Origin of the sequence: Cupriavidus sp. KB_39, from assembly GCF_052114485.1 — a bacterium.
Taxonomy (GTDB): Bacteria; Pseudomonadota; Gammaproteobacteria; order Burkholderiales; family Burkholderiaceae; genus Cupriavidus.
This window is the reverse complement of sequence record NZ_JBFREV010000014.1, coordinates 91,332-103,888: the sequence shown is the minus strand read 5'-3', so window position 1 is coordinate 103,888 and position 12,557 is coordinate 91,332. Positions and strand designations below refer to the sequence as shown.

Annotated in this window: 14 protein-coding genes; 12 read left to right on the top strand and 2 right to left on the bottom strand. The window is 65.9% G+C overall.

From position 1 onward, the window contains the following. Window positions 1-39 precede the first annotated feature (39 nt). Complete coding sequence (locus tag AB4Z27_RS13355; protein ID WP_092291710.1) at window positions 40-612, bottom strand: adenine phosphoribosyltransferase; 573 nt, start codon at window positions 610-612, stop codon at window positions 40-42. Window positions 613-747: 135 nt separating this feature from the next. Between AB4Z27_RS13355 and AB4Z27_RS13350 the strand changes: the two genes are divergently transcribed. Next, window positions 748-1,326, top strand: a complete 579-nt coding sequence (locus AB4Z27_RS13350; RefSeq protein ID WP_441593630.1) for a DJ-1/PfpI family protein — start codon at window positions 748-750, stop codon at window positions 1,324-1,326. Window positions 1,327-1,402: 76 nt separating this feature from the next. Next, on the top strand, window positions 1,403-1,786 hold the full coding sequence (locus AB4Z27_RS13345; protein WP_092291706.1) for a ribbon-helix-helix domain-containing protein: 384 nt from the start codon (window positions 1,403-1,405) through the stop codon (window positions 1,784-1,786). 24 nt (window positions 1,787-1,810) lie between these two features. Here the strand turns inward: AB4Z27_RS13345 and AB4Z27_RS13340 are convergent, their stop codons facing one another. Continuing rightward, the gene (locus AB4Z27_RS13340) at window positions 1,811-3,790 is read right to left on the bottom strand and encodes a monovalent cation:proton antiporter family protein (protein ID WP_092291704.1); all 1,980 of its coding nucleotides are present in this window, start codon (window positions 3,788-3,790) and stop codon (window positions 1,811-1,813) included. Between the two features lie 173 nt (window positions 3,791-3,963). On the opposite strand from AB4Z27_RS13340, the gene AB4Z27_RS13335 reads away from it, so the two are divergent. The 10 genes from AB4Z27_RS13335 (at window position 3,964) to rapZ (ending at window position 12,533) form a co-directional block, all read left to right on the top strand. After that, complete coding sequence (locus AB4Z27_RS13335; protein ID WP_092292131.1) at window positions 3,964-4,947, top strand: KpsF/GutQ family sugar-phosphate isomerase; 984 nt, start codon at window positions 3,964-3,966, stop codon at window positions 4,945-4,947. A 12-nt stretch (window positions 4,948-4,959) separates the two neighbouring features. Next, on the top strand, window positions 4,960-5,595 hold the full coding sequence (gene lptC / locus AB4Z27_RS13330; RefSeq protein WP_092291702.1) for an LPS export ABC transporter periplasmic protein LptC: 636 nt from the start codon (window positions 4,960-4,962) through the stop codon (window positions 5,593-5,595). A 63-nt stretch (window positions 5,596-5,658) separates the two neighbouring features. After that, window positions 5,659-6,303, top strand: a complete 645-nt coding sequence (gene lptA, locus AB4Z27_RS13325; protein ID WP_441593631.1) for a lipopolysaccharide transport periplasmic protein LptA — start codon at window positions 5,659-5,661, stop codon at window positions 6,301-6,303. Window positions 6,304-6,343: 40 nt separating this feature from the next. Continuing rightward, window positions 6,344-7,144, top strand: coding sequence for an LPS export ABC transporter ATP-binding protein (gene lptB, locus AB4Z27_RS13320; RefSeq protein ID WP_092291698.1), 801 nt, complete (start codon window positions 6,344-6,346; stop codon window positions 7,142-7,144). 133 nt (window positions 7,145-7,277) lie between these two features. Next, on the top strand, window positions 7,278-8,759 hold the full coding sequence (locus tag AB4Z27_RS13315; protein WP_092291696.1) for an RNA polymerase factor sigma-54: 1,482 nt from the start codon (window positions 7,278-7,280) through the stop codon (window positions 8,757-8,759). A gap of 50 nt (window positions 8,760-8,809) precedes the next feature. Beyond that, on the top strand, window positions 8,810-9,163 hold the full coding sequence (gene hpf, locus AB4Z27_RS13310) for a ribosome hibernation-promoting factor, HPF/YfiA family (RefSeq protein WP_092291692.1): 354 nt from the start codon (window positions 8,810-8,812) through the stop codon (window positions 9,161-9,163). Between the two features lie 478 nt (window positions 9,164-9,641). After that, entirely contained in the window at window positions 9,642-10,097 is a 456-nt protein-coding gene (locus AB4Z27_RS13305) for a PTS sugar transporter subunit IIA (protein ID WP_092291690.1), read from the top strand. Between the two features lie 56 nt (window positions 10,098-10,153). After that, window positions 10,154-11,125 carry an HPr(Ser) kinase/phosphatase gene (gene hprK / locus AB4Z27_RS13300; protein WP_008650955.1) on the top strand — a complete coding sequence of 324 codons (972 nt, stop codon included), beginning with the start codon at window positions 10,154-10,156 and terminating at the stop codon, window positions 11,123-11,125. A gap of 108 nt (window positions 11,126-11,233) precedes the next feature. Continuing rightward, window positions 11,234-11,566: a PsiF family protein gene (locus tag AB4Z27_RS13295; RefSeq protein ID WP_092291688.1), complete on the top strand. Its 333-nt coding sequence runs from the start codon at window positions 11,234-11,236 to the stop codon at window positions 11,564-11,566. Between the two features lie 64 nt (window positions 11,567-11,630). Further along, entirely contained in the window at window positions 11,631-12,533 is a 903-nt protein-coding gene (rapZ, locus tag AB4Z27_RS13290) for an RNase adapter RapZ (RefSeq protein WP_441593632.1), read from the top strand. The last annotated feature ends 24 nt before the right edge of the window (window positions 12,534-12,557 follow it).

The following is a 12,557-nucleotide window of genomic DNA, read 5'->3' as shown; positions in this document are numbered from 1 at the left end:
CAATGGAGGGGAAAACAACGGCGGGCGCGGGCGCAGGGCTCAGTGGCCCTCGAAATTGCAGACCGTGAACAGCGGCAGGCCGCTCTTGTGCAACAGCTTCGAGCCGCCGAGTTCAGGCAGGTCGACGATCGCCGCGCCCTCCACCACGGTCGCACCCAGACGCTCCAGCAGCTTGCGGCCGGCCATCATGGTGCCGCCGGTGGCGATCAGGTCGTCGACCAGCAGCACGCGATCACCGGGCTTGCAGGCATCGGCGTGGATCTCCACGGTGGCGCTGCCGTACTCGAGCTCGTACTCCTCGGCCACGGTCTGGAACGGCAGCTTGCCCTTCTTGCGGATCGGCACGAAGCCGAGGTTCAGCTCGTACGCGATGATCGAGCCGAGGATGAAGCCGCGCGCGTCGATGCCGGCCACGAGGTCCAGCTCCTGGTCCATGTAGCGGTGCACGAATACGTCGATCAGCACGCGCAGGGTCTTGGGGTTCTGCAGCAGCGGGGTGATGTCGCGGAACATCACGCCGGGCTGGGGCCAGTCCGGCACGGTGCGGATGCGGTCACGCAGGTAACCGGTGACGTCGCCGAGGTCGGGGGACTGGATGAGGGAATCTGCCATGGGGATTTGCGTCGAAATGGAAATCGCGTGCCGCCTGCGGTAACGGGCTACCACCCGCCCCGCGCAGGGCCGCCGCACAATGGCCCGGCCGGCCTGGACCGGCTCCGGACACCCGTAACCATACAGGAGACTGCAATGGCCAAGAAAATTCTGATGCTGGTTGGCGACTTCGCCGAAGACTACGAAACGATGGTGCCCTTCCAGGCACTCCAGATGGTGGGCCACGTGGTCCACGCCGTCTGCCCGGACAAGAAGGCCGGCGACCACTGCGCCACGGCCATCCACGACTTCGAGGGCGACCAGACCTACACCGAGAAGCGCGGCCACAAYTTCACGCTGAACGCGACGTTTGCCGATGTCGATCCGGCTGCGTATGACGCAATCGTCATTCCGGGCGGCCGCGCCCCCGAATACCTCCGCCTGAACGACCGCGTGCTGGAGATCGTGCGCCACTTCGCCACGGCGAACAAGCCGATCGCGGCGGTCTGCCACGGCGCCCAGTTGCTGGCCGCGGCCGGCGTGCTCGAAGGCCGCACCTGCTCCGCCTACCCGGCCTGCGCGCCGGAAGTCCGGCTGGCGGGCGGCAAGTACGCCGATATTCCGGTCGATCAGGCCCATACCGACGGCAACCTCGTCACCGCGCCCGCGTGGCCGGCCCACCCGGCATGGCTGGCCCAGTTCCTGACCGTGATCGGAACCCGGATCACCCAGTAGTCATCCAGTCGACGTACAGTAGAGCCTTCCGAACGCGGCGCCAGCCCCCGGCGCCGCCGTCGCAGGAGGCATGCCGATGTGCGAGATCTTCGTCCGGGCCAATCCCGATTCCTACCAGACCCAGTCCCGCTCGCTGCGGCTGCACGGCGTGGCCACGAGCATCCGCCTGGAAAACCTGTTCTGGGAAGTGCTGGAGGAACTGGCGCAGCGCGACGCGATGACGGTCAACCAGTTGCTGACCCGGCTCCATGACGAACTGGCCGAGCATCGCGGCGAAGTGTCGCTGTCGGCCAATTTCGCGTCATTCCTGCGTGTGTGCTGCTTGCGTTACCTGATGCTGCAGGGCGAAGGGCGGATTCCAGCCGATAGCCACGTGCCGATCCGATCACTTGACGCCCACGCGGTGCTGGACGGCCTGCCGCCGTCCTGGGGCGGCGAAGGCTCCTCCCTCAATTCCTGAGCCGCTCTCTATATATAGAGGCGCTCAATCCCGCAGCAGCCGTTCCTCGGCGGACTCCAGTGCCTCCGGCGTGCCGCGCAGCACCACGATATCGCCCGGTTCCAGCACGGTCTCCGGCTGCGGATCGAAGGCGCGGATGCCGCGCCGGCGCACCGCCGTCACCTCCACCCCAATCCGCTCCAGCCCCAGCGCGCCCAGCCGGCGGCCCACGGCCGTGTGCTCGGCGCCGAGCGAGACCGAATGGAGCCGCACGGTGTCGCGCTCGATCATGTCCTCTTCGTCGTCCCGACCGTGGAAGTAGCCGCGCAGCAGGCTGTAGCGCGCGTCACGGGCCTGCTGCACGCCGCGCACCACGCGGCGCATCGGCACACCCAGCAGCACCAGCGCGTGCGAGGCCAGCATCAGGCTGCCCTCGATGATCTCGGGCACCACCTCGGTGGCGCCGGCCTTCTGGAGCGTGTCCAGCTCGGAATCGTCCACTGTCCGCACGATCACGGGCAGCGCCGGCGCCAGCTCCTGCACGTGGTGCAGCACCCGCAGCGCCGACGGCGTGTTGGCATAGGTCACAATCAGCGCGGCGGCGCGGTGGATACCAGCGGCGATCAGCGCCTCGCGGCGGCCGGCATCGCCATAGACCACGGTGTCGCCGGCCCCGGCGGCCTCGCGCACGCGGTCCGGGTCGAGGTCGAGCGCCACGTAGTTGATGCCCTCGCGCTCGAGCATATGCGCCAGGTTCTGCCCGCTGCGGCCAAATCCGCAGATGATCGCGTGCTTCTCGGTCTGCAGGCTCTGGGCGGCGATGCGGGTCATGTTCAGCGACTGCATCAGCCATTCGTTGGCGGCAAAGCGCAGCACGATGGTGTCGCTGTACTGAATCAGGAACGGCGCCGCCAGCATCGACAGCAGCATCGAGGCCAGGATGACCTGGATCAGCACCGGATCCACCAGCCCGATACCATCGATCTGGTTCAGCAGCACGAAGCCGAACTCCCCCGCCTGCGCCAGCCCCAGCCCGGTACGGATGGCCACGCCCTGCCGGGAGCCGAACAGCCGCGCCAGCACCGTGATCAGCACCAGCTTGAACAGGATCGGCACGAACAGCAGGCCCAGCACCAGCCAGATGTGGTCGATCACCACATTGATGTTCAACAGCATGCCGATGGTGACGAAGAACAGCCCCAGCAGCACGTCGCGGAACGGCTTGATGTCCTCCTCCACCTGGTGCCGGTAAGGCGTTTCCGAGATCAGCATGCCGGCCATGAACGCGCCGAGCGCCATCGACAGGCCCAGCCGCTCGGTCAGCGCGGCCATGCCGAGCGTGACCAGCAGCAGGTTCAGCATGAACAGTTCCTGCGAGCGCCGCGCCGCCACCACGTGGAACCAGCGGCTCATCACGCGCTGGCCAAGGAAGAAGATCAGGCCGAGGGCCACCACGATCTTGACCGTGGCCACCCCCAGCGCCGCCGCCAGCTCGCCGGGGTCGCGCGAGAGCGCCGGGATGACGATCAGCAGCGGCACCACGGCCAGATCCTGGAACAGCAGCACGCTGATGATGTTGCGGCCGTGCTCCGCCTCCAGCTCCATGCGCTCGGAAAGCATCTTGGAGACGATGGCCGTCGAGGACATGGCCAGCGCCCCGCCCAGCGCCACCGAGGCCTGCCAGGTCAGCCCGATCCAGGCCGAGAGCGCCCATCCGGCCGCTACCACGAGCAGCATCGTCAGCACCACCTGGGAGCCGCCCAGCCCGAATACGAGCCGTTTCATCGAGCGGAGCTTGCCCAGGTTGAACTCGAGCCCGATCGAGAACATCAGGAAGACCACGCCGAATTCGGCCAGGTACTTGGTCTGGGCGGAATCGTTGGCCAGCGCGAGCGCGTGGGGACCGATCAGGATGCCCACCGCCAGGTAGCCCAGCATGGGTGGCAGTTGCAGCATGCGGAAGGCCACCACGCCAAGAACGGCGGCGGCCAGCAGCACGAGGGTCAGTTCCAGCGGAGAATGCATTCGGCGGGCTTCGGGGAAGACTTGGGGCTTGACCTGGAACGAGCCGGCCGGGCACGCGCGCCGTCCCGGCATCGGTGCCTCGCCGGGGAAACACGGCAAGCGGCGGTCGCCCGGACCCCGTGGCAGAAAAGCCGGGCCGGTCGCCATCGCATTCGTTGGTATACTTCGTCGCCATGATAGCCAATTTCGATGCGGAACGAGCACTTAAGCTCGCCCGCCATACCCTCCAGATCGAAGCCGACGCCGTTTCCGCGCTGGCTGACCGACTGACGCCCGCGTTTACCAAGGCGGTCCAGATGATCCTGGGCTGCACCGGACGCGTGGTCGTGTCCGGCATCGGCAAGTCCGGCCATATCGGCCGCAAAGTGGCGGCCACGCTGGCTTCCACGGGTACGCCGTCGTTCTTCGTGCACCCGGCCGAGGCCAGCCACGGCGACCTGGGCATGATCACCCGCGACGACGTGCTGATTGCGTTCTCCAATTCCGGCGAGACGGCCGAGCTGCTGTCGATCGTCCCGATCGTCAAGCGCATCGGCGCCGGGCTGATCTCGGTCACCGGGAACCCGGAATCGAACCTCGCCAAGCTGTCCGATGCCCATCTGGACGGCGCCGTGGCCCAGGAGGCCTGCCCGCTGAACCTGGCCCCGACGGCCAGCACCACGGCGGCGCTGGCGCTGGGCGACGCCYTGGCCGTGGCCGTGCTGGAYGCGCGCGGCTTTGGCGAGGAAGACTTCGCCCGTTCGCACCCGGGCGGCGCGCTGGGCCGCAAGCTGCTGACCCACGTGCGCGACGTCATGCGCACCGGCAACGGCGTGCCCGAGGTGCGTGAAAACACCCCGCTGGCCCAGGCGCTGATGGAAATCACCCGCAAGGGCCTGGCCATGACGGCCGTGGTGGACCCGGACGGCCACGCCATCGGCGTGTTCACCGACGGCGACCTGCGCCGCCTGCTGGAAACCCCGCGCGACTGGCGCACCGTGCCCATCGGCGAGGTCATGCACCGTAACCCCCACGTGGTGAACCAGGACCAGCTGGCCGTGGAAGCGGTGCAGATCATGGAAGCGAACCGCATCAACCAGCTGCTGGTGGTCGATGGCGACGGCAAGCTCGTGGGCGCGCTCCACATCCATGACCTGACCCGCGCCAAGGTCATCTGAGCGGGGCCGGCGATGCGCGACTTCTTCGGCAGGATCTCCGGTCTGGTCATGCGGCTGCTGCCGCTGCTGCTAATGGCGATGGTCGCCGGCAGCACGTTCTGGCTGGTGCAGATCAACTCGCCCCATGAGGACGAGGCCGCCCAGAACCGCGCCAAGCGCCATGAGGCGGACTACTACATGGACCGCTTCTCGGCCACGGAACTGGACACGACCGGCGCCACCAAGATGCGCTTCACCGGCGTGAAGATGATCCATTTCGAGGACGACCAGACCTACGAGGTGACCACGCCGGCCATGCGCGCCTACCAGCCGGACCGCCCCCCGGTCACGGTCAACGCGGACCGGGGCGTGATGAACTCGGAGGGCTCGGTCATCGACCTGTACGGCAATGCCTTCCTGGTACGGCAACCCGGCGTGGATCCGTCGAAGGACCCGCGCATGACCGCTGCATCGCAATATTTCCAGTTGCTGGTCAATGACGACATCGTCAAGACCGATAAAGCGGTACAACTCACGCGCGGCCCGTCGGTGATGACGGCCAACGGACTGGTCTTCAACAATGTCACGCGCGAAGTACAATTGCTCGGCAACGTACGCGGCACCATCGTCATGAATCCGCCGTCGGGGCAGGCCCGGACCACGCAGTAAGCACAACAACACGCACGCCAGGCGCCGGCAACGGATCGCCCGTCATTCTCTCAGCTGACCAACATGACCCCATCCCTGACGACGTTGTCCTGTCGCCGCATCGTGCCCGCCCTGGCGGTGGCAATCGCCGCGCTCGGCGCGACCCTGGCCCAGCCGGCCCTGGCGGAGCGTGCCGACAAGGACAAGCCGCTGGTGCTGGAGGCCAACAACGCCAGCTATGACGACGTGAAGCAGATCTATACGCTGACCGGCAACGTCGTGCTGACCAAGGGCACGATGGTGCTGAAGTCGGACGCCGCGCAGATCCGCACCGACCCCGAGGGCTACCAGTACGCGGTGGCCACGGCCAATCCGGGACGCCAGGCGTATATCCGCCAGAAGCGCGACGGCGTGGACGAATACATCGATGGCTGGGGCGACCGCATCGAGTACGACGGCAAGCAGGAAATGTCGAAGCTGATCGGTCATGCCCGCGCGGCGCGCATCGCCGGCGCGAAGACCGTCGACGAGATCCGCGGCGCCGTGATCACCTACGACAGCCGCAACGAGTACTACACGGCTGCCGGCGGCGACAACAACACCTCCACCGGCAACCCGTCCGGCCGCGTGCGCGCCGTGCTCTCGCCGCGCGCGGACCCGGCCAGCGGCGCCGCCGCGCCGCCACCGCCGCTGGAACTGAAGCCGGCGCCCGCGCCCGGCAAGCCCTGAACCCCGGACGCGCCCGCCGCGTCACGCATGCATTGACCTGATGAACGACTCCGCCACGCTCGCCCCGAACGCCTCCGCAGCCCCGTCGGCCGCCCGTACCGACAGCAGCACGCTGGTCGTGCGCCACCTGAAGAAGCGCTACGGTTCGCGCACCGTGGTCAAGGACGTCTCGCTGGACGTGAAGAGCGGCGAGGTGGTCGGCCTGCTCGGTCCGAACGGCGCCGGCAAGACCACGTCGTTCTACATGATCGTGGGCCTGGTGGCACTGGATGAGGGCGACATCGTGCTGGACGACCAGCACATCAGCGGCCTGCCGATCCACGAGCGCGCCCGCATGGGCCTGTCCTACCTGCCGCAGGAGGCCTCGGTCTTCCGCAAGCTCAACGTCGAGGAAAACATCCGCGCCGTGCTCGAGTTGCAATTGGAGAAGGGCAAGCCGCTGCCGAAGGCCGAGATCGAACGCCGCCTGGATTCGCTGCTGGACGACCTGCAGATCGCCCATCTGCGCAACAACCCGGCGCTGTCGCTCTCCGGCGGCGAGCGCCGCCGCGTGGAAATTGCCCGGGCGCTGGCCTCCGCGCCGCGCTTCATCCTGCTGGACGAGCCGTTCGCCGGCGTGGACCCCATCGCCGTGGGCGAAATCCAGCGCATCGTGAGCTTCCTGAAGGCGCGCAACATCGGCGTGCTGATCACCGACCACAACGTGCGCGAGACGCTCGGCATCTGCGACCACGCCTACATCATCAGCGAAGGCACGGTGCTGGCCGCCGGCCAGCCTGAGGAAATCATCGCCAACGAGTCCGTGCGACGCGTGTACCTGGGCGAAAATTTCCGCATGTGACCCATCGGCCGCCGCGTGCGGCCGCGCTTCTCCCGGCCTCCACGGCGACAGCCGGGGTCGATCAGGAAGTCAGAGCGATAGGCGATAGCAATTTCCGTTCCATAGTCGGAAGGATGCGCATAGAATAGGTCGCATGAAACCGTCGCTTCAGCTTCGTCTCTCGCAACATCTGGCATTGACCCCGCAGCTGCAACAGTCGATTCGATTGTTGCAGCTCTCGACGCTTGAACTCCAGCAGGAAGTGGAACAGGCGCTGACCGAAAATCCCCTGCTCGAACGCGAAAACGACTGGATCGAAAGCCCGTTGCGGGTAGCCGCCGATGGCTCGGTCAACCTCCAGAGCGCCCCCGCGCCGGCCTCCTCCGAGCCTCAGCCCAACGGCGACGCGCGCACCGATGGCGCGTCCGGCGGTGAGGACGACAACTACAACGACAACGGCAGCGAGGACTACGGCAGYGACTGGAGCCTCGACGACTTCGCCCGCCGCCCCCAGGGCGACGAGGACGAAAAGTCGCCGATGCAGTTGCGCGATGCCGAGCCCACGCTGCGCGAGCACCTGATGGGGCAGTTGGCCCCGCTGAAGATCTCGGTGCGCGACAAGGGCCTGGCCATCTTCCTGATCGAATCGCTCGACGATGACGGCTACCTGAGCGCCTCGCTCGAGGAAATCTGCACCGAACTGCCCGAGGAACTCGAATTCGAGATCGACGAAGTCCACGCGATCCTGACCCTGCTGCAGAGCTTCGACCCGCCCGGCGTGGGCGCGCGCAATGCCGCGGAGTGCCTCAGCCTGCAATTGCGTCGCCTGAAGCACTCCCATCGTGAGCTGGCGCTGACCATCGTCAATCATCATCTGGAACTGCTGGCCGTGCGCGACTACACGCGGCTAAAGAAAGCGCTCCAGGTGGACGAAATAGCACTGAAGGCGGCACACGAACTGATTCGCTCGCTGGCGCCGTATCCGGGGCACGCGTTCAACCGTCCCGAGGCCGACTTCGTGGTGCCCGACGTGTTCGTGCGCAAGAGCGGCAGCGGGTGGATCGCGGCGCTCAATCCGGATGTCATGCCACGGCTGCGCATCAACGACATGTATGCGCAGATCCTGCGCGGCGCGAAGGGCGAAACGGGGACGGCAGGCCTGCAGCAGAAGCTTCAGGAGGCGCGGTGGCTTATCAAGAACATCCAGCAACGATTCGATACGATCCTGCGTGTTTCGCAGGCAATTGTGGAACGTCAAAAGAACTTTTTCACGCATGGCGAAATCGCGATGCGCCCCTTGGTTTTGCGGGAAATAGCCGATACACTCGGTTTACATGAGTCGACCATTTCCCGGGTCACCACGAATAAGTACATGGCCACGCCCATGGGTACTTTCGAGTTGAAGTACTTCTTTGGGAGCCACGTCTCTACGGAGACTGGCGGCGCGGCCTCCTCCACGGCAATCCGCGCGCTGATCAAGCAACTGATAGGAGCCGAAGACCCCAGGAATCCTCTTTCCGACAGCCGGATCGCCGAACTGCTGGGTGAGCAAGGCTTCGTGGTCGCACGCCGCACGGTGGCGAAATACCGCGAAGCGCTCAAGATCCCCGCAGTCAATCTCCGCAAGACTTTGTAGCCGAGCCGCAACCGCCTGCCTGGTGCGGCTCTTTCAGAAGGAGAAGCGCTATGAACTTCAAGATCAGTGGACACCACCTCGACATCACGCCCCCGCTGCGTGAGTATGTGGAAACGAAACTGGAGCGAATTGTCAGGCATTTCGATCAGGTCATCGGCGTGAGCGTGCTGCTATCGGTGGACAACCACAAGGAGAAGGACCGGCGCCAGTACGCGGAAATCAATCTGCATCTGAAGGGGAAGGACATCTTCGTCGAAGCGCATCATGAAGATCTGTATGCGGCGATCGACTGTCTGGTCGACAAGCTCGACCGCCAGGTCATCCGCTACAAGGACCGCGTACAGGGCCACGATCGCGAGGCGGTGAAGTACCAGATGGCCGCCCAGCAACTGACGCAGCAGTAGAGACCTGCAGGCAACCGAAAACAGAGCGGTTGCCGACCCTGCAGAGGACTGAAAAGAAGAGCTCAAGCCGCGCAATCAGCGCGGCTTTTTTGATGGGCGCGCGCCATGGCGGTGACGGTGCGGGCACCTGGAATGTTTCGTTACCTTATTGCCACGCCGGAGGGCGACCCGGGGCCCCCGGGAGCGGTCAAAATGGGAACAAGTGTTCGCAAGCCGCCCGCCTCGGTGTATGCTCCGCCATACAAATAACGACAGGACGGCCCCGGGACACCCCGGGTGGGCAAGCCGGCCGGCACGTCGTGGCACCGCCGCGACCCCGGCGCTGCATCGCAAAATCGCGGTGGAGCCCTGCTCTATAATGGCCGGACGCTCCAATGCGGGCGTCCCAGACAAGATCTCGGTACCCAAGTTTCGCCCCGAATCCGGCGGGACGGCCTTCGCGCCCCGGCCCGCTAACCTGACTTCTCGCGCATCGCCCATGAATCGTTTGGCCAAATTGCTGCCACCCGGCAACATCCATCTCGACGTCACCGTCACCAGCAAGAAGCGGGTGTTCGAGCAAGCCGGGCTCCTGTTCGAGAACAACCATGGCGTGGCGCGTGCTACCGTGACCGATAACCTGTTCGCGCGCGAATCGCTGGGTTCCACGGGTCTGGGTGCCGGCGTGGCCATTCCGCATGGCCGCATCAAGGGTCTCAAGCAGCCGCTGGCCGGCTTCATGCGCCTGGCCGAGCCCATTCCGTTCGAATCGCCGGACGGCAAGCCGGTGTCGCTGTTGATCTTCCTGCTCGTGCCGGAACAGGCCACGCAACAACATCTGGAAATCCTGTCGGAAATCGCCCAACTGCTCTCGGACCGCGAGATGCGCGAGGGCCTCGCCACACTGCCCACGTCGGAAGCGGTGCATGATCTGCTGACGCAGTGGCACCCCTGACTCCCGCCCCAACGGCCGCCTGAAACGGCCTGTCCGCCCCCGAAAGTCATACGCGCATGGAACTCACCGGCGTCACCTCGCAGTCGATCTTCGACGACAACGCAGCCGATATCAAGCTCTCGTGGGTYGCTGGCCTGGAAGGGGCCGACCGGGCCTTCGACGTGGAATTCGCCCGCGAAGCCACCTCGGCGGCGGACCTCGTCGGCCACTTGAACCTGATCCACCCGAACCGGATCCAGGTGCTCGGCAAGCCGGAAATCCTCTACTACCAGCGCCTCGACGACGAGCCGCGCAAGCGCCAGATGGGSGAGCTGATCCTGCTCGAGCCGCCGTTCCTCGTCGTGGCGGATGGCATGGAGCCGCCGCCAGACCTGGAGCTGCGCTGCACGCGCTCGTCCACGCCGCTGTTCACCACGCCGGTGTCGTCGGCGGCTGTGATCGACCATCTGCGGCTCTACCTGTCGCGCATCTCCGCCCCGCGCGTGACGATGCACGGCGTGTTCCTCGACATCCTCGGCATGGGCGTGCTGATCATGGGCGAGTCCGGCCTGGGCAAGAGCGAACTGGGCCTGGAACTGATCTCGCGCGGCCACGGTCTCGTGGCCGACGATGCGGTGGATTTCGTGCGACTCGGACCCGACTTCATCGAGGGCCGCTGCCCGCCGCTGCTGCAGAACCTGCTGGAAGTGCGCGGCCTGGGCCTGCTCGACATCAAGACGATCTTCGGCGAGACGGCCGTGCGCCGGAAGATGAAGCTCAAGCTCGTGGTGCAGCTCGTGCGCCGCAACGACGGCGAGTTCGAGCGCCTGCCGCTTGACTCGCAATACCTCGATGTCCTGGGCCTGCCAATCCACATGGTGAAGATCCAGGTGGCAGCCGGCCGCAACCTGGCCGTGCTGGTCGAGGCTGCGGTGCGCAATACGATACTGCGCCTGCGCGGCATCGACACCTTGCGCGACTTCATGGACCGTCAGCGCGCCGCCATGCAGGCGGACGTGGTCTCGCGCGGCCAGGGCCGCCTGCTCTGATGCGGTGGCGCGTCAACGCGCCACGGCTCTCCATCGTTTGTGCTGTAATGGGCATCGAGCCAATGGATCGGACCCATTCGTAGTGTTTCCACAGCCAAGGAGAGAAGCATGAAGAAGCTGATCGCGATGTGTTTGCTGGTGACCCCGCTGCTGGCCACGGGCGCGTTTGCCCAGAGTGCCTCGGCCCCCGCCGCCTCTGGCGCCAAGGCCCCCAACGCCCAACAGGACAAGATGAAGGCCTGCAACGCCCAGGCCACCGGCAAGAAGGGCGACGAGCGCAACAAGTTCATGAGCGACTGCCTCTCCAACAAGCCCGCCGCCGCCGCCGAACCCAAGACCCAGCAGGACAAGATGACCGCCTGCAGCAAGCAGGGCAAGGGCAAGAAGGGCGACGACTACAAGAAGTTCATGAGCGATTGCCTGTCCAAGCCGGCGGCCTGATCGTCACTTTTTGTGCGCCGGGTGTCATGACGCAGCCATCACCCGGTGCTATCCTTGCAGGGCTATGCGGATCCTCCTCATCACCGGAATCTCCGGCTCCGGCAAGTCTGTCGCCCTCAATGTCCTGGAAGATGCAGGCTACTACTGCGTCGACAACCTCCCGGCACAATTCCTGCCCGAGCTGACCAGCTACCTGGCCGAGCAGGGCTATACCCACCTGGGCGTGGCCACCGACATTCGCAGCCGCGAGTCGCTGGCGCGGCTGCCGGACACCGTGCGCCAACTGGCCGCCGCCGGCCATCAGGTGCAGGTGCTGTTCCTGACCGCCAACACCGACGCGCTGGTGCAGCGCTACTCCGAAACACGCCGCCGCCACCCGTTGTCCGGGCGCGTGGCCGAGGTACCCGCCCTGCCGGGCAGCGCCAATGCCGATGCGGCACCGCACGATACCTCGCTGATCGAAGCCATCGAGATGGAGCGCGAGCTGCTGAGCCCGCTGGCCGAATCGGCGCACCGTATCGACACCAGCAACGTCCGCACCAACACGCTGCGCAGCTGGATCAAAGAGTTGATCCGGGGCGAGGACAGCCAGCAGCTCACGCTGCTGTTCGAATCGTTCGGCTTCAAGCATGGCGTGCCGAGTGACGCGGACATGGTCTTCGACGTGCGCTCGCTRCCCAACCCCTACTACGACCTCGCGCTGCGCCCCCTCACGGGCCGCGACGTGCCGGTGATCGACTTCCTGCAAAGCCAGCCGATGGTGCTGGCGATGGCCGAGGACATCCGCGCCTACGTGGAGAAGTGGCTRCCGAGTTTCATTGCCGATAACCGCAGCTACCTGACCGTGGCGATCGGCTGCACGGGCGGCCAGCACCGCTCGGTGTTTATCGCGGAAAGACTTGCCAACTACTTCCGGGCACATGGTAATGTGCTGGTCAGRCACCGCGAGCTTGCCCCGGCAGGCTGACGCGCCAACGTCCCTCCCTGGTAG